Genomic DNA, 25,349 nt, shown 5'->3' on the forward strand with positions numbered 1-25,349 from the left:
TGGCCGGGGTCACGCGAGCAAAGTGACGCGAACCCGGACCGCTTTCACGCTGCTACTCTTCGTGATCAATTGATCGCTTTGCGCAGCAAACTGGGAGTGTGCGTGAAGATCGCGTGCGTCGGCGGAGGGCCCGCAAGCCTGTACTTCTCGATCCTGATGAAGCGGCAGGACCCGTCCCACGACATCACCGTCCATGAACGGAACCCGGCCGGGTCGACGTACGGCTGGGGCGTCACCTACTGGTCCGAGCTGCTGGACAAGCTCCGCGAGAAGGACCCCGCGACGGCCCTCGCCATCAGCGAGAACTCCGTCCACTGGAACAGCGGGGTCGCCCATGTCCGCGACCGTACGACGGTCCAGCCCGGCGACGACGGTTTCGGCATCGGCCGGCGCCGCCTGCTCGAACTGCTCGCCGAACGAGCCCGGGCCCTCGGCGTACGCGTGGAATACGAGCACGAGGTCACCGCCGACGACCTGCCGGACGCCGACCTCGTCGTCGCGGGCGACGGAGTCAACAGCGCGGTGCGCGAGCGGTACGCCGGCCACTTCGGCAGCGACATCGCACTCGGCCGCAACGCCTACGCCTGGCTCGGCACCACCAAGGTCTACGACGCCTTCACCTTCTCCTTCCAGGAGACCGGCCACGGCTGGATCTGGGCCTACGCCTACCCGTTCAGCGGCGAGCAGAGCACCTGTGTCATCGAGTGCTCCCCGAAGACGCTGAGCGGCCTGGGCCTGGACCGGCTGGGTGAGGCGGACGGGCTGGCCCTGCTGGAGAAGCTCTTCGCCGACATTCTGGACGGCCACCCGCTGCTGGGCCGGGCCCAGGGCGACGGCACCGCCCAGTGGCTCAACTTCCGTACCCTGACCAACCGCGCCTGGCACCACGGCAACGTCGTCCTGCTCGGCGACGCCGCCCACACCACGCACTACTCCATCGGCGCCGGCACCACCCTCGCCCTGGAGGACGCGATCTGCCTGGCCGAAGCCCTCGCCGCCCACCCGGAGGCGGAGGCCGCGCTCGCCGCTTACGAGCGGCGCCGCAAGTCCGAACTCCTCCGGCTGCAGAGCGCGGCCCGCTACAGCGCCCAGTGGTACGAGAACATCCAGCGGTACATCGACCTTCCCCCGGAGCAGATGTTCGCCCTCCTCGGCCAGCGGCACTCCCCGCTGCTGCCGTACGTGCCGCCGCAGCTCTACTACCGCCTCGACCGCGCCGCCGGCCGACTGGAGGCCCTGCGCCGCTTCAAGCGCTGGCTGGGCCCGAAGCTGGCGCGGACGTCGCAGTCGCGTGCCCTCGCCGACCGGAACTAGCCGGCCTCGGGGTGCCTCTAGTGCACGCCCTGCGGGCGGAACTGGATGCTGATGCGCGGCCCCACCGCCCGCGTCGACTTGGGTACCGCGTGGTCCCAGGTGCGCTGGCAGGAGCCGCCCATCACGATCAGATCGCCGTGCCCCAGCGGGAACCGCAGGGTCTCCCCGCCGCGGTGCGGGCGCAGGGCCAGATCGCGGGGGTCGCCCACGGACAGGATGGCCACCATCGTGTCCTCCCGGGCGCCCCGCCCGATCCGGTCGCCGTGCCAGGCCACGCTGTCCCGGCCGTCGCGGTAGTAGCACAGGCCCGCCGTGGCGAAGGGTTCGCCCAGTTCGGCGGCGTAGTGCGCGGAGAGCGCCTCCCGGGCCTCGTCCAGGACGGGGTGCGGGAGGGCGACCTCGGCGCCGTAGAAGGCGAGCAGGCGGGGTACGTCCACGACCTGCTCGTACATCTGCCGCCGTTCGGCCTTCCAGGGCACTTCTTCGGCGAGCCGCGTGAACAGCGCGTCGGCCCCGCCGAGCCACCCGGGCAGCAGATCGACCCAGGCCCCGGCACTCAGCTCACGGCGGCGCAGTCCGTCGAGAGGGCCGAGGCGGAGGTCGTCGGACTGGTCGAAGAGGGAGCCCTGGAGGTGCATGGCCATACCTGCAGCGTACTCCAGATTCGAAAACCTGTTCGCTTATGCTTGCGGGTGGTCCGCCGCCGGCCCGGGCTCCCTCGTCGCCCGCCGTCTCAGTGCTGCTGAGCCTTCTGCGGGGTAAGCTCGCTCGGCCGCACGACCACGAACCCCTCACCCTCCAGCTTCAGCTGCACGGCCTCCCCGGAGCCGCCACGGATCATGGAGCCGAAGGACTGGGAGCGGTGCAGCGAGGTGTTGAGGTGGGCGGTCCAGCCCACGACCGCGTCCGTGTCGACGAACACGGGCAGTTGGGGCGAGACCGGGATGACCAGCGGGTTGCCGTCGCAGACGAGACCGAGCCTGCCCTGCCCCGTGAAGACGCTGTTGAACAGGCCGCCACCGGTCATACCGGCGCCCTTCACGGTCTTGATGTCGTACGACAGCGAGGCGTCGAAACAGAGCACGTTGCGGCCGTTGACGGTGAACACGTCACCCGGCTCGATGTCGACGACGAAGCAGTTCTGTGCCTCGTGCGCGAACCAGGCCTCGCCCTGACCGCGCACCGCCATCAGCGGCAGCCCCTCCCCGGTGACCGCCCGCTTGAGCATGCCGCCCACGCCCTGGCCCTTGCGTTCGAACTGCAGGTTCCCGCGATAGGCGATCATCGCGCCCTGCCGGGCGAGCATCTCGCCGTTGACGGCGTACTTGATCGACTTGGCGTTCTGCACGCTCATCCCCGGCGCGTACGCCGGCTGGACCATGTTCTCGTTCGAGAAAAGATCGCTCTTCATACGGGCATGCTGTCCCGGAGTGCCCGATTCCGCCAAGCGACCCGCGCGGCACGTGAATTGAGACGCCTGACAACGTCCTGATCGGAATGGTAAAAGCGGACATGACCAACAAGACCGTCGGCGTAGACATCCCTGACCGCCGGGGCCGCACCGGACTCGACCGCACCGGCCGGGACCTCACCGGCAATCCGCGGGTCAAGGTGCGGGACGTGACACTGCTGTCCAGCCACTGGTACGTGGAGCGCACCACGACCTTCGACTTCCAGCACGCCGACGGCACCTGGAGCACCCAGGAGCGCGAGACGCACGACCGGGGCAACGGCGCCACCCTCCTCCTCTACGACGCCGAACGCGAAACCGTGCTGCTCACCCGGCAGTTCCGCTACCCGGTGTACGTCAACGGCCACCCCGACGGGATGCTCATCGAGACACCGGGCGGTCTGCTCGACGAGGAGGACGAACACCCCGAGGTCGCCGTGCGGCGCGAGGTCGTCGAGGAGACCGGACACACCATCGGCGAGATCCAGCACGTCTTCGACATCTACATGAGCCCCGGCTCGGTCACCGAACGCGTGAGCTTCTACGCCGCCTCGTACGGCCCGTCGACCCGCACCCACGAGGGCGGCGGCCTCGACGAGGAGGGCGAGGACATCGAGCTCGTCGAACTGCCCTTCCGGCGGGCCCTGGAGATGATCCGCAGGGGGGAGATCGCCGACGCCAAGACCATCATGCTGCTGCAATGGGCGGCGCTGGAGGGGCCGTTCAGCGCCGGAAGCGGATCCTGAGGCGGCGGGGCGCCCCGCCGCCTCAGGGGTCGAGCGTCTCGGCGGCCTCGGCGGCGACCGCCTCCGCCACGGCGGTCAGCGCGGGGGAGTCGAGCTTCCACTGCTGCCAGAACAGCGGGGCGTGCGCGGTCCGGTCCGGCGCCAGGTTGACGAGCCGTCCGGTGTCGAGCAGCCGCTCGGCCTGGGCGGCGGGCACCATGCCCCAGCCCATCCCGGCGACCACGGCGTCGACGAAGCCCTCCGACGTCGGCACGTAATGCCGACGGGCGCCGGCCGGACGGCCGCGCGTCAGCCGTCGGACGAAGGCGTTCTGGAACTCGTCCCGCCGGTCGAAGAACACGACCGGCGCGTCGACGATCACCTCCTGCAGCCGCACGCCCGAACCGACGCCGAGCCATCGCTCCGCGAAGGCGGGAGCGGCACAGGGCACGTACCGCATCCGGCCCAGCGCCCGCACCGAGCAGCCGGCCACGGCGTCCGGCGCCGAAGTGATCGCTGCCATCACCAGCCCCTCGCGCAGCAGCCGGGCCGTGTGCTGCTCGTCCTCGCGGAGCAGCTCGTAACAGGGGCGCAGTTCCTCGGGCACCCGGGTCAGGGCGGGCAGGAACCAGGTGGCGAGCGAGTCGGCGTTCACCGCGATCGACACGCGCGTGGCCTCCCCGGCGCCGGTCAGACCGAGGGCGTCCTGCGCGTCGTGTTCGAGACGGGCCAGCTGACGTGCGAACCGGACGATCACCTCGCCGGAGTCGGTCGGCCGCACCGGCTTCTCCCGGATCAGCAGGACCCGGCCGACCCGCTGCTCCAGCGCCTTGACCCGCTGGCTGACCGCCGACGGCGTCACATGCAGCGCACCGGCCGCCGCGTCGAACGTGCCCTCGTCCACCACCGCGAGCAGGGTGCGCACCAGATCGAGCGGAAGCTGAGACATCACGGTCGCTAATGATACGTAAGAATCTTTAGCTGTACGCAGGGCAGCGCGTTTCCTAGCGTCGTGGATGTGTTCAGCGAAATGACCGCCCTCGCCACCGGATTCGGCACCGGCCTCTCCCTCATCGTCGCCATCGGCGCCCAGAACGCCTTCGTCCTGCGCCAGGGACTGCACCGGGCCGCCGTGCTCCCGGTGGTGGCCATCTGCGCCCTCTCCGACGCGGCCCTGATCGCCCTCGGCGTCGGCGGGGTGGGCGCCGTGGTCGTCGCCTGGCCCAGCGCGCTGAGCGCCGTCGCCCTGGTCGGCGGCGGATTCCTCGTGGTCTACGGCGTCCTCGCCGCGCGTCGCGTCCTGCGGCCCGGCGACGACGCGCTCCGGACGGAGAACGGGACGGCGGGCTCCCGGCGCCGGGCCGTCCTCACCTGTCTGGCACTGACCTGGCTCAACCCCCATGTCTACCTCGACACCGTGTTCCTGCTCGGCTCGATCGCCGCCGACCAGGGGTCCCTGCGCTGGACCTTCGGCTTGGGCGCCGCCTTCTCCAGCCTCTGCTGGTTCGCCGCCCTCGGCTTCGGCGCCCGGCTGCTCAGCCGCTTCCTGTCCCGCCCGTCGGCCTGGCGCGTCCTCGACGGCCTGGTCGCGGTGACGATGCTGGCGCTCGGGGGCATGCTGATCGCCGGGGCGTGAGCCGACGCGAGTGCCCGTGCGCCGACAGCATGTGAGACAGCCGGGACATCGCCTGTCCCGGCGACAGCACCCTCCGCGATAGTGGTGTCCGTATCGAAAGATGTATCGAGCATCAGGATGCCCGTGGACACCACCAAGAGCAGCACCGGCGACGACGCCGCCCCGGAGGACGACGCCCGGAAGGCACCCCGCCGGGGCTGGCGCCGCTGGGCGATGGACACCCGTCCCCTGCGCCGTCCCGCCTACCGGCGCCTGTGGTCCTCGACCATCGTCACGGCGGTCGGCAGCCAGCTGACCGCCGTCGCCGTGCCCAAGCAGATCTACGACATCACCGGTTCCTCCGCCTGGGTCGGGTACGCGAGCCTCGCCGGCCTGCTGCCCCTGGTGGTCTTCGCGCTGTGGGGCGGCGCGGTCGCCGACAGCGTGGACCGCCGCACCCTGTTGCTCATCACCAACACCGGCATCGCCGTCACCTCGGTGCTGTTCTGGGTCCAGGCCGTCACCGGCCTCGAATCGGTGTGGGCGCTGATGGCCCTGCTCGCCCTCCAACAGGCCTTCTTCGGCCTCAACTCACCCGCCCGCAACGCCTCCGTGGCCCGTCTGGTCCCCGCCGACGAACTGGCCGCGGCCGCCGCCCTCGGCTCGACCGTGATGCAACTGGGCCTGGTGGCCGGGCCGTTGCTCGCCGGTGCCCTCATCCCGCTCATCGGCCTGGCCGAGCTGTACCTGATCGACGCGCTGGCCCTCTGCATCACCCTCTGGGCGGTCTACAAGCTGCCCTCACTGCCGCCCGGGGACACCGCGACGACCCGGCGCGCAGGCTGGCGGGAGGTCGTCGCGGGCTTCCGCTACATCGCCCTGCACAAGGTGCTCCTGCTGTCCTTCCTCGCCGACATCATCGCGATGGTCCTGGGCATGCCCCGCGCACTCTTCCCACAGCTGGCCGACACCACGTACGCGCCCTACGGCGAAGGACTCGCCCTGGGCCTGCTGTTCGCCGCCATCCCGATCGGCGCCGTCGTCGGCGGACTGATGTCGGGCACCTTCTCGCGCTCCGACCGGCACGGCCTCATGGTCATCGCGGCCGTCATGGCCTGGGGCGCGGCCGTCACGGGCTTCGGGCTGAGCACCAGCCTGTGGTTCGCCGTGGTGTTCCTCGCCGCCGCCGGTGTCGCGGACATGGTCTCCATGGTCTTCCGCGGCGCCATCCTGCTGTCCGCCGCCACCGACGAGATGCGCGGCCGCATGCAGGGCGTCTTCACCGTGGTCGTGGCCGGCGGCCCCCGCCTCGCCGATGTCCTGCACGGCACCGCCGGCGCGGCCTTCGGCGCCCGTACGGCCGTCGTCGGCGGCGGTCTGCTCGTCATGGCCGCGATGCTCCTACTGGCCCTGGTGACACCGGCGTTGCGGCGGTACCGGATCTGACTGATCGGCACCTGATCTTTCGTAGGCTGCTTGTCAGCCGCACACCCCACAGGCAGGAGTCGTAACGATGGAGTACGTGAAGCTCGGTTCGACGGGTCTGGACGTGTCCCGGATCTGTGTGGGATGCATGAGTTTCGGCGCCCCCGACCGGGGCACGCACGAGTGGACCCTGGACGAGGAGGCGTCACGCCCGTTGATCCGGCAGGCGCTGGACGCCGGGATCAACTTCTTCGACACGGCGAACGTCTACTCGGACGGCACCAGTGAGGAGATCGTCGGCCGCGCGCTCGCGGAGTTCGCGCGCCGCGAGGAGATCGTCGTCGCGACCAAGGTGAACGGCGCCATGCACCAGGGCCCCAACGCCTGGGGTCTGTCCCGCAAGGCGATCATGACGGAGATCGACAACAGCCTGCGGCGTCTCGGCACCGACTACGTGGACCTCTACCAGATCCACCGCTTCGACCCCAACACCCCGGTCGAAGAGACGATGGAGGCCCTGCACGACGTGGTGAAGGCGGGCAAGGCCCGCTACATCGGGGCGAGTTCGATGTACGCCTGGCAGTTCGCCAAGATGCAGTCCACCGCCCGCCTGAACGGCTGGACGCGCTTCGTGTCCATGCAGAACCACTACAACCTCCTCTACCGCGAGGAGGAGCGCGAGATGCTCCCGCTGTGCGAGGACCAGAGCGTCGCCACCCTGCCCTGGAGCCCGCTCGCCCGAGGCCGCCTCACCCGCGACTGGGGCACCGTCACCGAACGCACCGAGACCGACAGCTTCGGCAAGACCCTCTACCAGGAGGGGGACCGCGAGATCGTCGACGCCGTCACCCGCATCGCCGGCGAGCACGGCGTGCCCCGGGCCCGGGTCGCCCTCGCCTGGCTGCTGAGCCGGCCCACCGTGACCGCCCCCATCGTCGGCGCCACCAAGCCGCACCACCTCGACGACGCCGTGGCCTCCCTGGACCTCACCCTCACGCAGAAGGAGACCGAAGAGCTGGAGCGGCCCTACACGCCCCGCGCGATCAGCGGGCACTGAGCCCGGCGGCGCCCGACCCGCGAGAGTCGGGCGCTTCCGCGGCGGGGCAGGCAGGTGTCACAGCCGGGCGTACTCCAGGCGCACCGTGGTGGCGAGACGGGCGAGGGCTTCCTCGGCGCCCTCGCGGTCGGTCTTGTCGAGGAGGGCGAGGGCGTCGGCGGCGGCCAGGCGTACCCGCTGGGGCACCTCGTCGAGGGCGGCCATGCGGTAGGCGATGGTGCGGCGGGCCGCCCGCTCCTCGGGGCTGACGCCGTCCGGCCCGGTGCGGGGGAAGACGGCGGCCTCGTAGGCGGTCACGTGGATGAGTACGCCGTGGGCGATGCCCTCGGCGTACCCCCGCTGCCCGGCCTGCCGCTGGGCCATGACGAAGTGCGCCATGGCCCGCCGCCGCACGATGAGTGAGCCCACCATCCCGACGAGTCCCGCGCAGAGGGCCGCTCCCAGCGCGACGAGACCACCGCCGATCAGCGCGCCTATGAGGGCGCCGCCCGCCATCAGCAGGCAGGTGAGCCCGGTGGTGAGCATCAGCAGGGCGCGCGCGGGCGTGAGGGAGGCCATGACGTGCAGTGTCTCAGCCCGAGCTGGGTGCCCGAGCGGAGGGCCGGTGTCGGGGACGCCGGCGCGGTGACCGTCCCGGTGGGCAGGTCGGCGGCCGGGGCGGCGGGTCACCCGTCGTCGGAAGGGCCTGGATGCTCCATGCGGGACAGCCAGGCCGTGAGCACCGTTTCGAGTGACCCGGCCTCGGCCGATGTCAGCAGATCCAGCAGACGGCGTTCGTTGCGCATGTGGTCCGTGAACGCCTCGTCGATGAGTTCGCGTCCCGGCCCGGTGAGGGCGACGATCCGGCCGCGCTGGTCGTCCTCCGCACGGCGGCGGGTGACGAGCCCGGCCCGCTCCAGGCGGTCGATCCGCTTCGTCATCGCGCCGGTGGTGACCATGGTGTGCGCGGCGAGCTCGCCGGGCGCCCGCTCGAAGGGCTCGCCGGCCCGGCGCAGCGCGCACAGCACGTCGAACTCTCCCTCGCTGAGCCCGTAACGGCCGTAGACGAGGCAGAGCTCCTCCGTGAGCCGGTCGGCGAGGCGGTGCAGCCGGCCGATCACTCCTTGCGGGGTGACGTCGACGTCGGGCCGCTCGCGGCGCCAGTCGGCCTGGATGCGGGCCACACGGTCCAGCGGTGGTTGACGTTCGTCCATACGCACCATGGTAGCTTCCCGGGAAGCTATATTGTCTTCCATGGAAGCCAATACGCGCTGGGTGGCGCTGACCGCGGTGGCGCCGGTGGCCTGGGGGACCAACTACTTCGTCACCCACGAGTACCTCCCGGCGGACAGCCCCCTGTGGGGAGCGGCCCTGCGGGCACTGCCCGCCGGCCTCGTCCTGCTGGCCCTGTGCCGACGGCGGCCCCGCGGCGCCTGGTGGGGAAGGTCCGCGCTGCTCGGGCTGCTCAACGTGAGCGTGTTCTTCGTCCTCGTCTACGCCGCCTCCCAGCTGCTGCCGACGAGCGTCGCCTCGACCGTCATGGCTGTCGCTCCGCTGACGATGATGCTCATCGCCTGGCCCCTGGTCTCCGAACGGCCCGGCCTCGCGCACCTGGCCGGCGCCGCGATCGGGCTCGGCGGGGTCTGCCTCATGCTCCTCACCGGGGAGGCGGGCATGAGCGTGCCGGGGATCCTCGCCTCGGCCGCCGCCATGTTCGTCTCGTCCTTCGGCCACATCCTGACCAAGCGCTGGAACGCCGGGACCGACGTGCTCGCCTCGACCGCCTGGCAGCTCACCGCCGGAGGCCTGCTCCTCCTCCCGGTCGCCGCCGCCGTGGAGGGGCCGCCGCCCACACTCTCCCCGCAGGCGCTCCTCGCGTTCGGCTACGTCACCCTGATCGCCACCGCGCTGGCCTTCGCGGCCTGGTTCACCGGCCTGCGCCACCTGCCCGCCGGCACCGTCGGACTGATCGGACTGCTCAACCCCGTCACGGGCGTGCTCCTCGGCACGGCGGTCGCCGGAGAGACGCTGACGGGCCGCCAACTGTGCGGGCTGGGCCTGGTCCTGACCGGAGTCGTCCTGGGCCGCCCCGCACGCGCGGACCGCCGCGGGGGCGATGGGCCGAGGGGTGGCGCACGGCCGTCCACCCCGGTTCCGCCGTCAACCACCCACCGCCGTACGAAGATCAGGTGACTGCATAGGGTGGGGCCTGTGAGAACCAGCGACACCGGTGAGGCAGTCGCGTACCAGAACGCGACCGAGGGGGAGACCGCCGTCCGATGAACCAGATCCTGTTTGCCGGGGCCATCGGCCTGTTCTTGACACTGATCGGCACTCCGCTGCTGATCAAGCTGCTGGCCCGAAAGGGGTATGGGCAGTTCATCCGCGACGACGGCCCGCGCGGCCACCACGGCAAGCGCGGCACCCCCACTATGGGGGGCATCGCCTTCATCCTGGCCACCCTCGTCGCCTACGCCCTGACGAAGATCATCACCGGTGAGAGCCCGACGTTCCCCGGTGTCCTGGTGCTGTTCCTGATGGCGGGGATGGGTGTCGTCGGGTTCCTCGACGACTACATCAAGATCGTGAAGCGGCGTTCGCTGGGGCTGAGGGCCGGAGCGAAGATGGCCGGCCAGCTGATCGTCGGCATCGTGTTCGCCCTTCTCGCCATCCGGTTCGCGGACGACCGGGGCCAGACGCCGGCCTCCCTGAAGCTGTCGTTTGTCACCGACTTCGGATGGACCATCGGGCCCGTGCTGTTCGTCGTATGGGCGCTCTTCATGATCCTGGCCATGTCGAACGGCGTGAACCTGACCGACGGTCTGGACGGCCTCGCCACCGGTGCGTCGGTCATGGTCTTCGGCGGCTACACCTTCATCGGTCTGTGGCAGTTCCAGAACTCGTGCGCCAACGCCATGGAACTCACCGACCCCGCCTCCTGTATCGAGGTACGCGATCCGCTCGACCTCGCCGTCGTCGCCGCCGCGTTGATGGGCGCCTGTTTCGGGTTCCTCTGGTGGAACACCTCGCCCGCCAAGATCTTCATGGGCGACACCGGCTCCCTCGCCCTCGGCGGCGCGCTCGCGGGCCTCGCCATCTGCTCCCGGACCGAACTGCTCGTCGCCATCCTGGGCGGGCTCTTCGTCCTGATCACGCTGTCGGTCGTCATCCAGGTCGGCTCGTTCAAACTGACCGGGAAGCGCGTCTTCCGCATGGCCCCGCTCCAGCATCACTTCGAACTCAAGGGCTGGTCCGAAGTCCTGGTCGTGGTCCGCTTCTGGACCATCCAGGGCATATGCGTGATCGTGGGCCTGGGGCTGTTCTACGTGGGCTGGGCCGCGGGCTGAGGTATCCGGACTCATGATCGCGGCCGCGATGCACGCGGCCGCGATCACGTGGTGGCCCGCCGTGCGTACACCTCGATCTCGATCTTCATACGGGGGTCGGCGAGACCGCACATGAGCATGGTGGCGGCCGGCCGCACCTCCCCGAACGCGCGGCGCAGAACAGGCCAGCAGGGCTCGAAGTCGTCCCGGTCGGGCAGCAGATACCGCACCCGCACCACGTCGGCGAGAGCGCACTCAGCCTCGGCCAGCGCGGCCTCGATATTCCGCAGGCACTGCTCGGCCTGCTCCACCACGTCGTCGGAGATCGTCATCGTGGTGTAGTCGAACCCGGTCGTCCCCGACACGTGCACCCAGTCACCGTCGACCACGGCCCGGGCATAGCCGATCTGCTCCTCGAACGTCGAGCCGCTGAGGATCGCACGTCGCTCTGTCATGCGCCGAACGCTAAGTGACCAGCGTGGATACGTCTAATACGGCTACAGGTGCGGGCTGATATCTCTGGGCGTATGGAGCGCCCCGAACTTCCCCTGCCGCAACTGCACGCCTTCGTCGTGCTCGCCGAGGAACTCCACTTCGGCCACGCGGCCGCCCGCCTCGGCATCGCACAGCCCCCGTTGAGCCAGCAGATCCGCCGCCTGGAGGAGAAGGTCGGCCACGCGCTGTTCCACCGAGCGCCGGGAGCCGTCACCCTCACCCCGGCGGGACGACAACTCCTGCCCGTCGCCCGGCGAACCCTCACCGACCTCGCCGACGGCCTGGCCGCGGCCAGGGCCGTCGGCAGCGGCCGAACCGGCCGGCTGCGGATCGGCTTCGCCGCCTCCCTCGCCCTGACGCTCCTGCCCGGCCTGCTGCGTACCTTCCGACAGCGATTCCCCGACGTGGAGTTGGACATCCACGAGATGACCACGGCTCCACAGATCGCCGCCCTGCACGACAAGACGATCGACATGGGACTGCTGCGCGAGCCGCCCGACGGCGAAACGGAGCTCGGCTTCAAGACGGTCCTGACCGAGCCCTTCGTGGCCGTCCTGCCGTCCACACATCCCCTCGCCGCTGAACGAACCGTCTCCGTCGGCCAGTTGGCGGACTCTCCCTTCGTCCTCCTGCCCCGCGCGGTCGGCCCCCAGCTCCACGACCGCATCACCGGCCTGTGCACCGCGGCGGGCTTCACGCCCCGAGTCGCCCAGCACGCGGTGGAGTGGCAGACCGTCTGCGCCCTCGTGGAAGCCGGACTGGGCGTCTCCCTGGCCCCGGCGAGCATCCGGCGCATCCGCCTCAAGGGCGTCGCCTTCCGGGGAATCGAGCCCCGCACCGCCCGCACACGGGTCGCCGTGGCCTGGCGCGAGAACGACCCGAATCCCCTGGTGGCCAACCTCCTCGCGACCATCGGCCACGATCCGCCGTACGGGTCCTAGAGCGGAGCAGCGGAGCAGCGTGTGCCCGGCGCTCCGCGCTACGAGGCCCTCGCCGCCAGCCGGAACACCACGCTCCGCCGCAGTGGTCCCTCCGGCACATCCGGGTCGTCGAAGTCGTCGGCCGGGTCCCGGGTCATGCCGAGGCGCCGCATCACCGCCTGGGAGCGGAGATTGGTGGCGGTGGTCACCGCGAGGACCTCGGCGAGGCCGAGGCGTTCGAAGCCGAAGTCCACGGCGGCCCGCCCGGCCTCCGTGGCGTAACCGTGGCCCCACGCCGTACGTGCCAGCCGCCAGCCCGCCTCCACCCCGGAGAACGGCATGCCCTCCTCCACCGGATCCAGGCCGGTGAACCCGATGAACTCGCCCGTGGCGCGCACCTCCACCGCCCACCAGCCCCAGCCCCTCTCGTCGAGGTCGGCCTGGAAGCGGGCGGCGGACGCCTCACTCTGCTCCTTCGTCAGGACACCGGGAAAGTACTCGCGGACTTCCGGATCGGCGTTCATGGCCGCCCACGGGGCGAGGTCGGACTTCCGCCATCCGCGCAGGAGCAGGCGATCGGTTCGCAGTTCGGACATCGCGCCAACGTAACGCGATCACGGGGCGGGAGCGACCGAATATCCCAGGCGTACGGACACCCGCCGTGACCCGCTCGCGCAGCCCGCAACGCGCCGCCCCCGATGCCTAGAGCCCGCCGCTCGCCCCCAACCCGCACCGCACCGCCCGCAGATGTTCGGCCAGGGGGCCGAGGCCCACGTCGTGGCGGCGTTCGTCGACGGTCTCGGGGTGGCGGATGGGGTACGGGAAGAGAGTGCCGGGGTTGATGCGGGTGCCGTAGAACTGCGGCTGGTTCAGTGCGACGGCGCAGTGGTCGGCGATGTAGGCGTGGTGCACGGCGGGACAGCGGCCGTCCGCCACGGCCTCGGCGATCAGGTCGCGGCAGGAGAGCTGGAAGCCGAGGTCGGGAGCGTGCAGGAGGATCACGAGGGCCGCCGTGGAGGCCGGCTCGCCGACCGACTCGGCGGTGGGCCAGCCATGGCGGGCGACGATCGCGCGGAGGGCGTCCGCGTTGCCGGCGTGGCACGCGGCGATGCGGTCGCGGGCCTGCGCGGTGGGGGCGGACCGGGCCTCCTGGGCCAGCCGCCGCTCATCCTCGGCCCTGCGGATCAGCTCGGCGGCGAGGACCCGCTCGCGGGGCCGCGCCGCGCCGGATGTGGGTTCCATGGCCGGGGCGCCCTTCACACCGGCCCCCGGACCGCGAGCGAGAACCGCACCTTCTTGCCCACGTCACCCGGTTCCGGCGGATCGGTGCCCCGGTCGTCGGCCGGCGCGGCGACGACGGCGATGGTGTCGGCGGGATCGGCGCTCGTGTGCCGGACCGCGTCGGCGAAGCGTTCGTCGGTGGCGAGGACGGCGTCGTCCAGGATCGTGGAGAGTTCCCAGCGGGTGAGGTGCGCCGCCACCGTGCGCCGCACACCCGCGGCCCACGACGGGTGGGCGGGCACCGCCGTCCGGAAGAGGCGGGACCTCCTGAGCGGGATCAAGGCAGCCTCACCGCGTCCAGGGATCGGTCCACACCGCCGGACGCGGCGTCATGGACGCTCCACCCGGGGTCGTGTGCTGCCGCCGCAGGGATCCGTCGGCGGGGCGCGTCGACACTGACTGCCGTCATCGAGTTCCTCCTCGGTGTCCACGGGGCGGCCGGGGCGGCGGGCCGTCGGTGCTGTTGTCGAAGACAACAGCACCGGCCACACAAAACACCAGGTGGTGGAGGGGTTGTGCGGTTGCGGGCGGGTAGTGGCGCGCGCTGTGTATGTTCCCGGCCACGGTGTACGTACAACGTCCGGGTGAGACGGAGGGCGCGGAAGAAGACGCCCGGCCGACGGCGGCTCGATCGTGCTGATCAGCTCTGTCTCCGGCTGGGAACCGGGACCACCCGCCCAGTACGGGGCGGCGCAGAGCTCCCTGATCCACCTGGTCTCCTCCCTGGCCCGCGAGCTGGGCCCCGATCGCATCCGCGTCAACGCCTCCGCACGAGGTGGCACGCACGGTGGTGTTCCTGCTCTCCGACTGGGCGACCGGCGTCTCCGGCGCCCATCTGCCCGCCGACCGGGCCCAGAACGCGTCCCCACCGGACGGCCACTGAGGTCGGCCGCCGTCGCGTCCACGGCGGCGGGCCACCGTCAGGCGGCCGCCCCCAGCACCACCCGCGACCGGCGCTCGAAGTCCTGCACCAGGGGTTCGTGGCGACGGGACGCCAGTCTCCCCCGGAAGTCACGGAGGGCCTGGATCGACCGTTCGCTGTGGACGTCGCTGAGCGCCTCCAGCGCGTCGGTGGCGGTGGCGATCGCCTCGTCGAGGCGGTTCTGCTGCAGGTGGGCCGTGGCCAGGACGGACCGGCTGATGGCCTGGCGTCGGCGGCGGTCGGCGTTGGCACGCACCGACTCGCCCGCGGTGTGCTCGGCCTGCGCGGCGAGGCCCAGGTCGCGGAAGCAGACGGCGGACTCGGCCTGGAGGTAGTGGTGGTTGAGGAACCGCACCCAGGGCGACTCGTGGGCGGCACCCCGGCTCGCGTCGAGCTGCTTCTCGGCCGCCCGCAGGGCCTCGGCGGTCTCGCGGGGCCGGCCCAGCGCCGCGTGGCCGCGCGCGGACATGGCGTGCAGCCGCATCAGACCGAGGGGGCTGCCCGCGTCCTTGGCGGTGGCGACCCCGGCGCGGGCCAGGGCCACGCCCTCGTCGGGACGGCCGAGGCTGGTCGCCAGATGGGAGAGCCCGGCGAGGATCTGCCCGCCCAGCACATGGTCGCGGCCCTCCGCGCAGAGCCTGAGCCCCTGCGTCATGTACCGCTGGGCGAGGCCGTACTCCCCGGCGTCGTAGGAACTCCAGCCCGCCATGGCGGCGAGCCGGGCGGCGGCGGCGAACAGCTCGCGCCTGTGGTGCGGCGGCGTGCCGCGCTGCTGGAGCAGGGGGATGACCTCGGTGGTGAGGTACTGCACGATGCTCGTGCGGATACCGCCGCCCCCGTAGTGGTTGTCCATCTCGTCGAACATGCGGAGCATCGCGTGGACCTGCTCCACCGGCCCGCCGGCCGACACCGGTGCGAGCCTGGGAGCGTCACGGCTCTCCACCAGCCAGAGCAGCCAGGCCCGCTGAGGGGTCGTCAGCGCGCCCGGCACGAAGGGCACGGAGCCGAGCAGACTGCGCCTGGAGATGTCGGTGGAGCCCAGCTCGGCCAGGGTGTGCAGGGTCTCCGCCACGTTTTCGACGTACATCAACGCCCGTCCCGTCACCGGTCGTCCGCGATCGAGCGGGAAACCGAGGTCGGCCGGAGTGAGCGCGCGGCCCAGCCGTTCGCCGAGGACTGCGGCGATCAACTCCGGTGTGTTTCCCCGTGGTTGCTGGCCCTGGAGCCAGCGGGTGACGGAGGCCTTGTCGTAGTTGGTCTCCGCGCCCTGGCAGCGGCCCAGGTCATTGACCCGGAGGGCGAGGGAGGCGTACGAGCAGCCGGCCTCCTTCAGGGCTGCCGCCAGCGGCTTGTTGGGCCCGCCGGTCCCCTTGACCGGGTTCCTTGGTAATCCGTTCGTCACGGCGGCCATCCAGGTGTCGCATCGTGTCGGCGCACGGCTTGACCCGTGCCCGCCGTGGCGCCAACTCCTGGGCGGGCCGGAGGAGTTCGAGGGACGCTGCCCGCGATGTGCGGCAGGTCACTCAAGCACTATGGTGGCCGAAGAACTCAGCCCGCAACCTGCGTTCTGATAATTTCAAAACGAACTGCAAGGACCTGTCCGTGTCAATGGATCGCGTGGCACACTGCACGCTGTGAATCCCGCCCCGGGAGGTTGCACGTGAGTGAGACCCGCTCAGGAGGGAGTGCTCCTGCGGCGCCCACGGTCCTGCGCATGGTTCTCGGCAAACGGCTCCGGCAGCTGCGGGAGCAGGCCGGAGTCTCCTTCGACGACGCCGCCCGCGCCATCGAGGTCACCGCCCTGACGGTCCGCCGCATGGAAAAGGCCGAGGTCGGTCTCCGTATCCCCTACGTGAAGGAGCTGCTGCGCACCTACGGGGTCTCCGGCGCCGAGATCGAGGACTTCCTCTCCCTGGCGCGCGAGGCCAACCAGCCCGGCTGGTGGCACAAGTTCCGCGACGTGCTGCCGGAGTGGTTCAGCGCGTACGTGAGCCTGGAGAGCGAAGCCGCCGTCATCCGTCTCTACGAACCCCAGTACGTACCCGGCCTGTTGCAGACCCACGACTACGCCGCCGCGCTCATGCGTGTCGGCTTCCCGAACGCGAGCCCCGAGGACGTCGACCGCCGGGTCGCCCTGCGCCTCAGACGCCAGGACCTGCTGGTCAAACCCGAGGCACCGGCCGTCTGGGCCATCCTCGACGAGACCGTGCTGCGCCGGCCGGTGGGCGGTCCCCAGGTGATGCGGGCCCAGATCGACCGGCTCGCCGAGGCGACGGAGCGGCCCAAGGTCAGGATCCAGATCATGCGGTTCGCGGCCGGACCCCACCCGGGGGCCTACGGCCCCTTCCACTACTTCCGCTTCGGCTTCTCCGAACTCCCCGACATCGTCTACACCGAGGGCCTCGCGGGCGCCCAGTACGTCGACCAGCCCGCGGACGTCGTGACCTACCTGGAGGTCATGGACCGGATGTCCGTGCAGGCGGAACCGGTGGCCCGGACCAGGGACATCCTGGCGGCACTACGCAAGGAGTTGTGACACATGGCAAGGACACCCAACGACCCCGTTCACAGCGGTATGCCCGCACCCGAACTCGGCGCCGAGGGCTGGCGCAAGCCCTGGAGCGGCACCAACGGCGGTTCCTGCGTCGAGGCCAAGCGCCTGCCCGACGGCAGCGTGGCCTTCCGTCAGTCCACCGACCCGGACGGCCCCGCCCTCGTCTACTCGCGGGAGGAGATAGTGGCCTTCCTGGAGGGCGCCAAGGCCGGCCAGGCCGACTTCCTCATCGCCTGAGGGCTGCCCGCCAGCTCCCGGATCGCCTGGCCACCGTCCGGCCACCGGGGATCGCCTGGCGCCCGTCCGGTCACCCGGGACCGTCCGAAGTCCGCCCGGCCGCCCGGCCGTTCCGCTTCGCCCGACGGCCGTTCGGCCACCGCGCGGATCACTACGCCCGCACAACCGGACAACCCGCAAACGCACTCCCGTCGCCTCCCGGCCGCACACAGACTGGGGAGCCGACACCCGCCGCGCACCACCCGAAGGGAGCGGCATGCGTACGCCGCCTCGTGTCCCGGGTCGAGCCATGCCGCCCGCCGGACACGCCGGCCGCCCCGGCCGGGCCGCTCCCGAGGGGCGGGAATGATCCTGCCGTCCACGCTCACCCAGTACCGGACCCTGATCATCGAGGGACACGAAGGTCCCGGCAGGACCCACCTGATGACCGAGCTGGCCCACCTCGGCTTCGAGGTCCGGCACATGCCGCCCTTCCTCCACCACCTGGACCCGGCCCTGCCGTACCGCGAACTCCTCGCCGGACCCGGTCGGCCGGCCGTCGACGGGAACCTCGTCGCGGAACTCGTGTACGGGCCGCTGCGCCGCGGCCGCTCCCGGGTGACCTGGATCCAGGCCCTGGACCTCGCCGAAACCGTGGCCGAACGCGACGGAGCCATGCTCCACCTGACCGCGACGTCGGGTCATGCGCACAGCGCCGAGGCCGTGGAGGCCGCCACCGCCTACGCCCGGGCCTTCCGCACCCTCGCCCAGCACGTTCCCGTGGTGACCCTCGATGCCGGCGAGCCGAGCCGCCCCATCCGTGCCCCCGCTTCTCGGCCGTCCCAACTCTGGCGAAACACAGAGCAGTTGACGATAGGTTAGCGACGACCACGCGATGTGAGGCAGGAGAGTTCCCATGGCAGACGGCCACCCCACTCCCGATCAGGAAGCCCTGTCCAAGATCGACACCACGGTGCCGCACTCGGCCCGCATCTGGAACTACTGGATGGGCGGCAAGGACAACTACGAGGTCGACCGCGTCGCGGGAGACGCCTACCGGGAGATCGCCCCCAACATCGAGACGATGGCCCGCGCCTCCCGCGTCTACCTCATCCGCACGGTCACCTTCGTGGCCCGGGAGCGCGGCATCCGCCAGTTCCTGGACATCGGCACCGGCCTTCCGACGTACGACAACACCCACCAGGTCGCCCAGAAGGCGGCCCCCGAGTCCCGCATCGTCTACGTCGACAACGACCCCCTGGTACTGCGGCACGCGCAGGCCCTGCTCACCAGCACCCCCGAGGGGGTCACCGACTACGTCGACGCGGACCTGCACGACCCGGCCACCATCCTCGAAGCCGCCGGCAAGATCCTCGACTTCAGCAAGCCGGTGGCCCTGATGCTGATGGGCATCCTCGGCCACATCCAGGACTACGAGGAGGCCAAGGAGATCGTCCGCAGCCTCCAGGCCGCCCTGCCGTCGGGCAGCTACTTCGTCCACTACGACAGCACGGACACCGACGCCGAACTCAAGCGCGCCCAGGACGGCTACGACGACACCGGCGCCGTCCCGTACGTCCTGCGCAGCCCCCGGCAGCTGCACGCGTACTACGAGGGCCTGGAACTCCTGGAGCCCGGCATCGTGTCCTGCCCGCTGTGGCGCCCGGAGCCGGGCACGACCCCGGAGCCGACGGACGTGTACGGGGGAGTGGCCTACAAGGCGTAGCAACGCCGCGCCGCGACGGGCGACTTGGGCGACGCGGGAGCGTGCGGTGGCGGCCGTGTACTCCCGGGCACTTCGGGTAGGCCCCCCGCATGACCGGCCCCGCGGATCTCGCCCGGCAGGTTCTCGACGTCGTGGAGAACCTGGTGCCGCTCTGGTTCTCGGCCGTCGAGGACGTCACCCCGCGGCTGTCACCGAGACAGGTCCTGGCGCTGAGAGCGGTGCGCCACCGGCCCGAGCTGAACCTCACCGCCCTGGCCGAGCAGCTCGGCGTCGGCCTGCCCACGGCCAGTCGGCTCTGCGACCGGCTCGAAGCGGCCGGCCTGCTCCAGCGGTACGTCCGGCTCGACGACCGGCGTGAGGTGCGCCTGGTGGTCACCGCGCGTGGACGCGGGCTTCTCGCGGACGTCACCGAGCGCCTGTCGGTGCGTCTGACCGAGGCCTTGGGGGCGCTGCCGCAGGCGGAGCGTGCGCGAGTCGAGCAGGCGCTGCGGGCCCTCGGGTGACCGGTCAGGGGAGCCGGGCCGTGAGGTCGCCCGGCTCGCTGTGCACATGGCACAGCAGCAGGCACACGTCGTCCTCGTGCTCGTCGTCCAGCAGGGGGTGGAGGAGCAGGTCGGCCGATGCTTCGAGGTCCTCGTCGAGCGTGGCGGGCCGGAGTGTCCCGAGGGCCGTGGCCAGCCGTTCGATGCCCGGGTCGATGCCCTGGGCGCGGCGTTCCACCAGCCCGTCCGTGTAGAGGGCCAGGGTGGAGCCGGGCGGCAGCGGGACGGTGTGGTCGGCGATCTCCTGTCGGATGGGGATGCCGAGCATCGCGCCGGGCTTGGCGTCCAGGATCCGCACCTGCCCGTCGGGCGAGCGCAGCACCGGCGGCGGATGCCCCGCGGCGGCCCAGGTGAGGGTGGGCTCGTGGGGATGGAACCGGGCGATGACGGCGGTGGCGTACAGGTCGGGCTGCAGATGGTGCAGGAACAGATGCAGATGGGTGAGGAGCTGGCCGGGGCTCTTGCCGTCGACCGCGTAGGCGCGCAGCGCGGTCCGCAGCTGGCTCATCATCACCGCGGCGTGCAGACCATGGCCGGTGACGTCGCCGATGACGGTGATCAGGCTGCCGTCGGGCTGGCGGAAGGCGTCGTACCAGTCACCGCCGATGTTCAGGCCCCGGGTGGCCGGCAGATAGCGCGCGGCGAGCCGCAGGCCCGGGGTGGTGGGCAGCTCGGTGAGCAGGGCGCGTTGCAGGGTCTCGGCGATGTCGCGGTTGTGCTCGAAGCGCCGGGCGTTCTCCAGGGCGACACCGGCCCGCCGGGCGAGCTCGATCAGCATGAAGGCGTCGTCGGCGTCCCAGCGCTCGTCGTCGGGCGGTGACAGCGTCAGCACGCCCAGGGGGGCGCGGCGGGTCATCAGCGGCACGCACAGCAGCGGCCGGGTGGGGTCGAGCGCCGAGGGCGGCTGGTCGTCGACGCCGGGCAGACCGCCGGGGTGGTCGGCGGCGTACTGGGGGCGCCCTCGGCGGGCCGCGACAACGGCGGCGGCCGGATGCGGGCCGCCCCGGCGCACATCGTCCTCCCCGTCGAACAGCCATACGTCGGCGGTGCGGGCGTACCGGGGCACCAGGAGCGCGGGGAGCAGCCGCACGACCGCGTCGGGGTTCAGGGACGCCGTCAGGGCGGCGCTGGCGTCGGCGAGGAAGGTGAGTCTGCCGCGGGCCTTCTCCGCCTCCTTGCGGGCCTTCTGCTCGGCGGCGAAGAGTTCGCGCTGCGCCCGCCCGGCCGCGTCCAGCTCGGCGTGCAGGGCGAGAACACCCTGGTTGGTCTGGTGGAGTTCCTCGCGGTGGAACGCCACCAGCGCCTCCTGCTCGCCGAGCTTCTCCAGCAGTAGCGCGGCGTCCTCGTCGGCCCCGAACAGGGCTTCCGCGAGCGTCGCCGGATCGCCGGCCACATGCTCGCTGTCCGGCAGCCGCACCTCCTCCGAGCAGGAGACCGTCAGCCGCCAGGGCCGGCGGAACTCGCCCGGCCGCTGCGTCGCCGACGTCAACTCGACCAGGAACCGGGTGCCGCCGGGCCGCGCCGTGGTGGCCCGCGCGGTCAGCAGCCACGTGCCTCCCTTGGTGAGGCACTGCCTCAGCTGCGCGGTGAGCACGGACACCAGCCGGGCCCGGTCGGTCGGGGACACCCCGTGCGCGGTGGCCAGCCGCGCGGTGGCGATACGGGCCCGAGCCGCGTCGGTGACGGAACTGATGTGCCAGGTACGGGTCATGGGAGATGGTCCGGCGGGGAGGGGCTCAGCACCGCGACGGTGGTGTCGTCGCGTACCGGCCGGGCGGGGCTGCTCGCGTCGCGCACGATCACGGCGGCGATCACAGCGGGGTCGAGGGTGGGGCTGTGGGCGGCGGGGCCCGGACTCCAGCGGCTCGGCAGGCCGTCGCTGTGCAGCACGAGAAGACAGTCGTCCCCCCAGGCCACCTCGTGCTGCGGCAGGTGCGCCGCCCGGTGGGCGCCGACTATGCCGGGCCGCGACAGCATCGGCTGCCAGTTCGCGCCGGTGCGCAGCCGCGCTCCGATGTTGCCGATGCCGGAGAACAGCAACCGTCCGGCGGCGGTGTCGAGTTGGGCCACGGCCACGGCCGCGCCCCGGGTGTCCCGCAGCGCGCCCTCCAGCCTCCGCAGCAGCTGGGCGGGAGGCAGCTCGGGCGCCCGGCACAGCTGCTCCACGGCCGCCGAGGAGGCGTGTGCCGCCGCCAGGCCGTGGCCCAGCCCGTCGGCCAGCATCAGTGTGGTGAGGTCGCCCGCCCGGACCCACGCCCAGGCGTCGCCGGAGAACTCCGCGCCGGCGAAGGGGATGTTGACGCCCCCGGCGCGCACGGCCGGGGCGGGGGAGCGGGCCGGCGCGCGTCGGCGCCCCGGCCGGGTGCCGATCCGGGCGAGGGCGACGGTGCCCCGGCCGACGGTGCTGTGCAGGTCGAAGTCGTCGGCGACGCGGTGGCAGGTGCCGAGGCCCGCGCCGAGCGAGGACGTGGTCGAGAAGCCGTCGCGCAGGGCGCCCGCGACATCGGGCATCCCCGGCCCGTGGTCGATCGCCATGATCTGCACCAGCGAGGCCGCGCCGTCCGCCCGGTCCGGCGCGGGGCGGGCCATGACGTCCAGCAGCATCAGCCCGCCGCCGGCGTGCTTGAGCAGATTGGTGGCCAGCTCGGTGGCCACCAGCGCGGCACCGGCGGCGCGGCTCTCGTCGAGCCCGGCCCGCGCGGCCGCGGCCTCGGCGGCCACCCGGGCGTCCCGCACCCGGGTCGAGTCGTGCACCGGAACCTCCCAGACGCGCGGCATCACCGCTCCTCGCGCGGGCGCGGCGCACCCGACATCCAGGAGGTCACGGTCACCGTGGTGCCCGAGCCGGGGCGGCTGTCGATCGTGAACTCGTGAACCAGCCGCCGGGCGCCGCCCAGACCCATGCCCAGGCCATCGCCGGAGGTGTAGCCGTCGATGAGCGCCTGGTCGAGATCCGCGATGCCCGGCCCCTCGTCGCTGAACGTCAGCCGCAGACCCCGTGCGCCGCCCCTGTCCACCGGCTCGCACTCCATCTGGCCCCCGCCGCCGTGGACCAGGGTGTTGCGGGCCAACTCGCTGGCGGCCGTGACCAGTTTGGTCTGCTCGACCAGACCGAAGCCGAGCTGGGCGGCCGCCTGCCGTACATGCTGCCGTACCCACACCAGATCCAGATCCGAGTGGATCGGCAGGCAGGCGGAGATGCCGCCGACGGTCTGCATCACGGACTCTCCTGGCGGGCGTGCCCCCGGCGGGGAAAGGTCGGGTCCGATTCGCCGAGGAGACGCATCGCCTCCTCGGTGCTGAGCGCGGTACGCAGTCCCGGCAGGGTCAGCCCCAGCTCCACCAGCGTGATCGCCACGGCCGGCCGCATCCCCGCCACCACCGTCCTGGCGGCGAGGAGACTCGTCTGGGCGGCGATGTCGCCGAGCACCCGCCCCAGGAACGAGTCGACGATCTCCACACCCGAGAGGTCGATGACCACGCCCGTCGCCCCGCTGCGCGCGACCGTGTCGCTGATGTCCTGCTGGAGCTGCTCCGCCGTGCCGTCGTGCAGATCGCCCTGGAGCGACACCAGGAGGACGTCGCCGAGCTTGAGGACGGGTACGGTTCCGCCGTACGGCGACGGCCCGCCGTACGGCGCGGGGAAGTCGCCGCTCACCTGGGCCCCGAACCGGCGACATCGTGGGACACGATGTCCGTGCCCTGTTCCCGCAACGCGTAGGCGAGTGCGTCCGCGAGGCTCGCGCGGGTGAGCACCGAGCTCAGGTCGATGCCCAGATGGACGATGGTCTGCGCGATGGCCGGCCGGATGCCGGAGACGATGCACTCGGCTCCCATCAGCCTCGCCGCCGCCACGGTCTTCATGAGGTGCTGGGCCACCAGGGAGTCGACGGTAGGCACCCCGGTGATGTCCAGGATGGCGAACCTGGCGTGCTGCTCGACGATCGAGTTCAGCAGCGTCTCCATCACGACCTGGCTGCGCGCGCTGTCCAGCGTGCCGATCAGGGGGACGGCGACGATGCCCTCCCACAGCTTGATCACCGGCGTGGCGACCTCCATGAGCTGCAGGCGCTGCCGGTCGATGACCTCCTCCACATCGCTCAGGGCCGTCTCCAGCACGACCAGACGCAGGGTGCCCATGAGGACCGTCAGGGTCGTGGTGCACTCACGGAGGTGTTCGGCGGACACACCGGAGAGCTCGGCGACGAGGAGTTCGGTGACGGGCGGCCGCAGCGCGTCCACCTCGGCGGAGATCTGGGTGATGGTGGAACCGGCCCGGGCCCGCGACGCCGCCGTCCGCGCCAACTGCTCGCGTACGACGTGGAAGCCACCGGCCTCCGCGTCCTCGACGCCGGCCGCGGAGGCCACGGCGGCGAGCGCGTCCACGACGGCCCGGCCCGCCTCCACCGCCTCGTCCCGGGAATGGGTGAAGACGGTGCGGAACAGCGCCGCGTCGGCCCAGCGCTGCGCGATCTGCTCCTGCCGGCCGCGCAGGAAGTTCGCCACTTCCTGCGCCGGTGTCATCCGCCGGTCTGCCGTGTCCTGTTCCGGCACGGGTCTCTCCTCACGTGCTGTCGCGCCTCCCCGCTTCGGGAAACGACTGGTGGGCGTGGTCGCCGGTGGGGCCGGACACGACCCGCTCGCCCGGCTCCACGGTCAACTCCTGAATCCACAGCTGACAGTGTTCGGGATGCCTGGAAGAGTGGGCCCGTGACTTCCTCCCCCCACCCGCCGCCCGACGAGGTGGCGCGTATGACCTCCGAGGCGGCCGAGCTGCTGGAGGTCCTGTGGGGACGCGCCTCGACGGCGCCGGTGTCCGCCTCCCAGATCCGCGTGCTGTTCATCCTGGAGCACAACGACGGCATCAATCTGCGTACGCTCGCCGACGCCCTCGGCTCCACGCCGCCCTCCACCAGCCGGCTGTGCGACCGACTGGAGGCGGTGGGCTTCGTCGAGCGCCGGGCCGGCACGGCCAGCAGGCGCGAGCTGTCTCTGCGGCTGAGCCGACGCGGACGGTCCTTCCTGGTGGACCTGCGCGCCCGCCGTGAACGCGCCCTGCGGTCCGTGCTGGAGCAGATGCCGACCGCGCGGCGGACCGCGCTGCTGGAGGGGCTGGAGGCGTTCTGCGCCGCCGCCGCGACACAGATCCACGAGGGCGACGCCACCGACGCCCGAAGCGCCTGACCGCCGCCGACCCGACCCCGGTCCGACAGCCTCATCCCCACCCTTCCCCTGTGCCCGGCTGTGCTCGGCCTCGGCTCACTCTGTTGCCTCCGGCCATAGTTGTCAAACGACAACTGTTAACCATGTGCAGGCTCCCGCTGTGCCGACGGAACAGCCCAAGTCGCCCTGCTCGTCGGTGCGTTGAGAGCGGCTACTCCTTCGCCGGCGGCTCGTCCGGCAAGGGGGCGACGTGTCCGGAGTCCACGGCGGTCAGCGCCTCGTCGACGCTGTCCACCGTCGCCACCGTGATGCTGACGCCGGTGAGATCGAGGATCCGCCGTACGGCCGGCGCCGGAGCGATGATGTACACGCCGCCCGGGATCCGCCGCACCTCCTGGTAGGTCCGCAGGATGATGTTCATGCCGGACGAGTCCATGAAGGGGACGGCCGACACGTCCAGCAGGAAATGCCGTCGGCCGTGGCGTAGTTGGTTCGCCAGATGATGTTGCAGCTCGGTCGCCGTGTCGATGTCCAGTTCCCCCTCGATCGTGAGCAGCACGGCGTCGTCCCGGGGCAGTTCGACCTTGATCGACAGGGGATTCTGGGCAACGGACACAAAGGCCTCCCGGCGCTACCGAT

Annotated in this window: 31 protein-coding genes and 1 pseudogene; 16 read left to right on the forward strand and 16 right to left on the reverse strand. The window is 71.6% G+C overall.

Annotated features, from left to right (window positions below):
- Positions 1-102: 102 nt before the first annotated feature.
- A complete protein-coding gene (locus JIX55_RS47130) occupies positions 103-1,314 on the forward strand; it encodes an FAD-dependent monooxygenase (RefSeq protein ID WP_257561753.1) in 1,212 nt (403 codons plus the stop codon).
- Between the two features lie 17 nt (positions 1,315-1,331).
- Here JIX55_RS47130 and JIX55_RS47135 read toward each other — a convergent pair whose 3' ends face one another.
- Positions 1,332-1,958 carry an alpha-ketoglutarate-dependent dioxygenase AlkB gene (locus JIX55_RS47135; RefSeq protein ID WP_257561752.1) on the reverse strand — a complete coding sequence of 209 codons (627 nt, stop codon included), beginning with the start codon at positions 1,956-1,958 and terminating at the stop codon, positions 1,332-1,334.
- Positions 1,959-2,047: 89 nt separating this feature from the next.
- Positions 2,048-2,725 carry an AIM24 family protein gene (locus JIX55_RS47140; RefSeq protein ID WP_257561751.1) on the reverse strand — a complete coding sequence of 226 codons (678 nt, stop codon included), beginning with the start codon at positions 2,723-2,725 and terminating at the stop codon, positions 2,048-2,050.
- A gap of 101 nt (positions 2,726-2,826) precedes the next feature.
- Here JIX55_RS47140 and JIX55_RS47145 point away from each other — a divergent pair, with 101 nt between their 5' ends.
- Complete coding sequence (locus JIX55_RS47145; RefSeq protein WP_257561750.1) at positions 2,827-3,510, forward strand: NUDIX domain-containing protein; 684 nt, start codon at positions 2,827-2,829, stop codon at positions 3,508-3,510.
- Positions 3,511-3,532: 22 nt separating this feature from the next.
- Here JIX55_RS47145 and JIX55_RS47150 read toward each other — a convergent pair whose 3' ends face one another.
- The gene (locus JIX55_RS47150; RefSeq protein WP_257561749.1) at positions 3,533-4,441 is read right to left on the reverse strand and encodes a LysR family transcriptional regulator ArgP; all 909 of its coding nucleotides are present in this window, start codon (positions 4,439-4,441) and stop codon (positions 3,533-3,535) included.
- Between the two features lie 78 nt (positions 4,442-4,519).
- On the opposite strand from JIX55_RS47150, the gene JIX55_RS47155 reads away from it, so the two are divergent.
- From JIX55_RS47155 to JIX55_RS47165, 3 genes are all read left to right on the forward strand, one after another.
- Positions 4,520-5,125, forward strand: a complete 606-nt coding sequence (locus tag JIX55_RS47155) for a LysE/ArgO family amino acid transporter (protein ID WP_443046693.1) — start codon at positions 4,520-4,522, stop codon at positions 5,123-5,125.
- 117 nt (positions 5,126-5,242) lie between these two features.
- Positions 5,243-6,550, forward strand: a complete 1,308-nt coding sequence (locus JIX55_RS47160) for an MFS transporter (protein WP_257561748.1) — start codon at positions 5,243-5,245, stop codon at positions 6,548-6,550.
- 67 nt (positions 6,551-6,617) lie between these two features.
- Positions 6,618-7,586, forward strand: a complete 969-nt coding sequence (locus JIX55_RS47165) for an aldo/keto reductase (RefSeq protein WP_257561747.1) — start codon at positions 6,618-6,620, stop codon at positions 7,584-7,586.
- Between the two features lie 57 nt (positions 7,587-7,643).
- On the opposite strand, the gene JIX55_RS47170 is transcribed toward JIX55_RS47165, so the two are convergent.
- Both JIX55_RS47170 and JIX55_RS47175 read right to left on the reverse strand, forming a co-directional pair.
- A complete protein-coding gene (locus JIX55_RS47170; RefSeq protein ID WP_257561746.1) occupies positions 7,644-8,144 on the reverse strand; it encodes a hypothetical protein in 501 nt (166 codons plus the stop codon).
- 107 nt (positions 8,145-8,251) lie between these two features.
- Entirely contained in the window at positions 8,252-8,779 is a 528-nt protein-coding gene (locus JIX55_RS47175; protein WP_257561745.1) for a MarR family winged helix-turn-helix transcriptional regulator, read from the reverse strand.
- A 40-nt stretch (positions 8,780-8,819) separates the two neighbouring features.
- Here JIX55_RS47175 and JIX55_RS47180 point away from each other — a divergent pair, with 40 nt between their 5' ends.
- Both JIX55_RS47180 and mraY read left to right on the forward strand, forming a co-directional pair.
- Positions 8,820-9,758 (forward strand): EamA family transporter, encoded by a 939-nt coding sequence (locus JIX55_RS47180; RefSeq protein WP_257561744.1) that lies wholly within the window; start codon positions 8,820-8,822, stop codon positions 9,756-9,758.
- Between the two features lie 86 nt (positions 9,759-9,844).
- On the forward strand, positions 9,845-10,912 hold the full coding sequence (gene mraY, locus JIX55_RS47185) for a phospho-N-acetylmuramoyl-pentapeptide-transferase (RefSeq protein WP_257561743.1): 1,068 nt from the start codon (positions 9,845-9,847) through the stop codon (positions 10,910-10,912).
- Positions 10,913-10,956: 44 nt separating this feature from the next.
- On the opposite strand, the gene JIX55_RS47190 is transcribed toward mraY, so the two are convergent.
- Positions 10,957-11,346, reverse strand: coding sequence for a RidA family protein (locus JIX55_RS47190; RefSeq protein ID WP_257561742.1), 390 nt, complete (start codon positions 11,344-11,346; stop codon positions 10,957-10,959).
- A gap of 72 nt (positions 11,347-11,418) precedes the next feature.
- On the opposite strand from JIX55_RS47190, the gene JIX55_RS47195 reads away from it, so the two are divergent.
- The gene (locus tag JIX55_RS47195) at positions 11,419-12,327 is read left to right on the forward strand and encodes a LysR family transcriptional regulator (RefSeq protein ID WP_257561741.1); all 909 of its coding nucleotides are present in this window, start codon (positions 11,419-11,421) and stop codon (positions 12,325-12,327) included.
- A 38-nt stretch (positions 12,328-12,365) separates the two neighbouring features.
- Here JIX55_RS47195 and JIX55_RS47200 read toward each other — a convergent pair whose 3' ends face one another.
- From JIX55_RS47200 to JIX55_RS47210, 3 genes are all read right to left on the reverse strand, one after another.
- On the reverse strand, positions 12,366-12,902 hold the full coding sequence (locus JIX55_RS47200) for a GNAT family N-acetyltransferase (protein WP_257561740.1): 537 nt from the start codon (positions 12,900-12,902) through the stop codon (positions 12,366-12,368).
- Positions 12,903-13,008: 106 nt separating this feature from the next.
- Positions 13,009-13,548, reverse strand: coding sequence for a DUF6624 domain-containing protein (locus JIX55_RS47205; RefSeq protein WP_257561739.1), 540 nt, complete (start codon positions 13,546-13,548; stop codon positions 13,009-13,011).
- A gap of 14 nt (positions 13,549-13,562) precedes the next feature.
- Positions 13,563-13,868, reverse strand: coding sequence for a hypothetical protein (locus JIX55_RS47210; RefSeq protein WP_257561738.1), 306 nt, complete (start codon positions 13,866-13,868; stop codon positions 13,563-13,565).
- 352 nt (positions 13,869-14,220) lie between these two features.
- Here JIX55_RS47210 and JIX55_RS47215 point away from each other — a divergent pair.
- Together JIX55_RS47215 and JIX55_RS47220 are read left to right on the forward strand one after the other, a co-directional pair.
- Positions 14,221-14,310, forward strand: a pseudogene (locus tag JIX55_RS47215) (SDR family NAD(P)-dependent oxidoreductase); the annotation flags it as partial.
- A gap of 52 nt (positions 14,311-14,362) precedes the next feature.
- Positions 14,363-14,470: an SDR family oxidoreductase gene (locus tag JIX55_RS47220; RefSeq protein WP_257561737.1), complete on the forward strand. Its 108-nt coding sequence runs from the start codon at positions 14,363-14,365 to the stop codon at positions 14,468-14,470.
- A 37-nt stretch (positions 14,471-14,507) separates the two neighbouring features.
- On the opposite strand, the gene JIX55_RS47225 is transcribed toward JIX55_RS47220, so the two are convergent.
- The gene (locus JIX55_RS47225) at positions 14,508-15,920 is read right to left on the reverse strand and encodes a hypothetical protein (RefSeq protein ID WP_257561736.1); all 1,413 of its coding nucleotides are present in this window, start codon (positions 15,918-15,920) and stop codon (positions 14,508-14,510) included.
- Positions 15,921-16,223: 303 nt separating this feature from the next.
- On the opposite strand from JIX55_RS47225, the gene JIX55_RS47230 reads away from it, so the two are divergent.
- The 5 genes from JIX55_RS47230 (at position 16,224) to JIX55_RS47250 (ending at position 19,508) form a co-directional block, all read left to right on the forward strand.
- On the forward strand, positions 16,224-17,045 hold the full coding sequence (locus tag JIX55_RS47230; protein WP_257561735.1) for a helix-turn-helix domain-containing protein: 822 nt from the start codon (positions 16,224-16,226) through the stop codon (positions 17,043-17,045).
- A gap of 3 nt (positions 17,046-17,048) precedes the next feature.
- Complete coding sequence (locus tag JIX55_RS47235) at positions 17,049-17,300, forward strand: DUF397 domain-containing protein (RefSeq protein ID WP_257561734.1); 252 nt, start codon at positions 17,049-17,051, stop codon at positions 17,298-17,300.
- Between the two features lie 345 nt (positions 17,301-17,645).
- Positions 17,646-18,161, forward strand: a complete 516-nt coding sequence (locus JIX55_RS47240; RefSeq protein WP_257561733.1) for a hypothetical protein — start codon at positions 17,646-17,648, stop codon at positions 18,159-18,161.
- Positions 18,162-18,195: 34 nt separating this feature from the next.
- Entirely contained in the window at positions 18,196-19,005 is an 810-nt protein-coding gene (locus JIX55_RS47245) for an SAM-dependent methyltransferase (RefSeq protein ID WP_257561732.1), read from the forward strand.
- A gap of 89 nt (positions 19,006-19,094) precedes the next feature.
- Positions 19,095-19,508 (forward strand): MarR family winged helix-turn-helix transcriptional regulator, encoded by a 414-nt coding sequence (locus JIX55_RS47250; RefSeq protein ID WP_257561731.1) that lies wholly within the window; start codon positions 19,095-19,097, stop codon positions 19,506-19,508.
- A 4-nt stretch (positions 19,509-19,512) separates the two neighbouring features.
- Here the strand turns inward: JIX55_RS47250 and JIX55_RS47255 are convergent, their stop codons facing one another.
- Genes JIX55_RS47255 through JIX55_RS47275 form a run of 5 tightly spaced genes read right to left on the reverse strand, consistent with a single transcriptional unit; the run spans position 19,513 to position 24,101 of the window.
- On the reverse strand, positions 19,513-21,258 hold the full coding sequence (locus JIX55_RS47255; RefSeq protein ID WP_257561730.1) for a PP2C family protein-serine/threonine phosphatase: 1,746 nt from the start codon (positions 21,256-21,258) through the stop codon (positions 19,513-19,515).
- On the reverse strand, positions 21,255-22,325 hold the full coding sequence (locus JIX55_RS47260; protein WP_257561728.1) for an ATP-binding SpoIIE family protein phosphatase: 1,071 nt from the start codon (positions 22,323-22,325) through the stop codon (positions 21,255-21,257). The genes JIX55_RS47255 and JIX55_RS47260 overlap by 4 nt, the downstream gene beginning before the upstream one ends.
- Positions 22,325-22,765, reverse strand: a complete 441-nt coding sequence (locus JIX55_RS47265) for an anti-sigma regulatory factor (protein ID WP_257569203.1) — start codon at positions 22,763-22,765, stop codon at positions 22,325-22,327. The genes JIX55_RS47260 and JIX55_RS47265 overlap by 1 nt, the downstream gene beginning before the upstream one ends.
- The gene (locus JIX55_RS47270) at positions 22,765-23,205 is read right to left on the reverse strand and encodes an STAS domain-containing protein (RefSeq protein WP_257561727.1); all 441 of its coding nucleotides are present in this window, start codon (positions 23,203-23,205) and stop codon (positions 22,765-22,767) included. The genes JIX55_RS47265 and JIX55_RS47270 overlap by 1 nt, the downstream gene beginning before the upstream one ends.
- On the reverse strand, positions 23,202-24,101 hold the full coding sequence (locus tag JIX55_RS47275; protein WP_257561726.1) for an STAS domain-containing protein: 900 nt from the start codon (positions 24,099-24,101) through the stop codon (positions 23,202-23,204). Before JIX55_RS47275 ends, JIX55_RS47270 begins: the two co-directional genes overlap by 4 nt.
- Positions 24,102-24,299: 198 nt before the next feature.
- On the opposite strand from JIX55_RS47275, the gene JIX55_RS47280 reads away from it, so the two are divergent.
- Positions 24,300-24,731, forward strand: a complete 432-nt coding sequence (locus tag JIX55_RS47280) for a MarR family winged helix-turn-helix transcriptional regulator (protein ID WP_257569202.1) — start codon at positions 24,300-24,302, stop codon at positions 24,729-24,731.
- 190 nt (positions 24,732-24,921) lie between these two features.
- Here the strand turns inward: JIX55_RS47280 and JIX55_RS47285 are convergent, their stop codons facing one another.
- A complete protein-coding gene (locus tag JIX55_RS47285) occupies positions 24,922-25,326 on the reverse strand; it encodes an STAS domain-containing protein (RefSeq protein ID WP_257561725.1) in 405 nt (134 codons plus the stop codon).
- Positions 25,327-25,349 lie beyond the last annotated feature (23 nt).

Origin of the sequence: Streptomyces sp. DSM 40750 (assembly GCF_024612035.1) — a bacterium.
GTDB lineage: Bacteria > Actinomycetota > Actinomycetes > Streptomycetales > Streptomycetaceae > Streptomyces.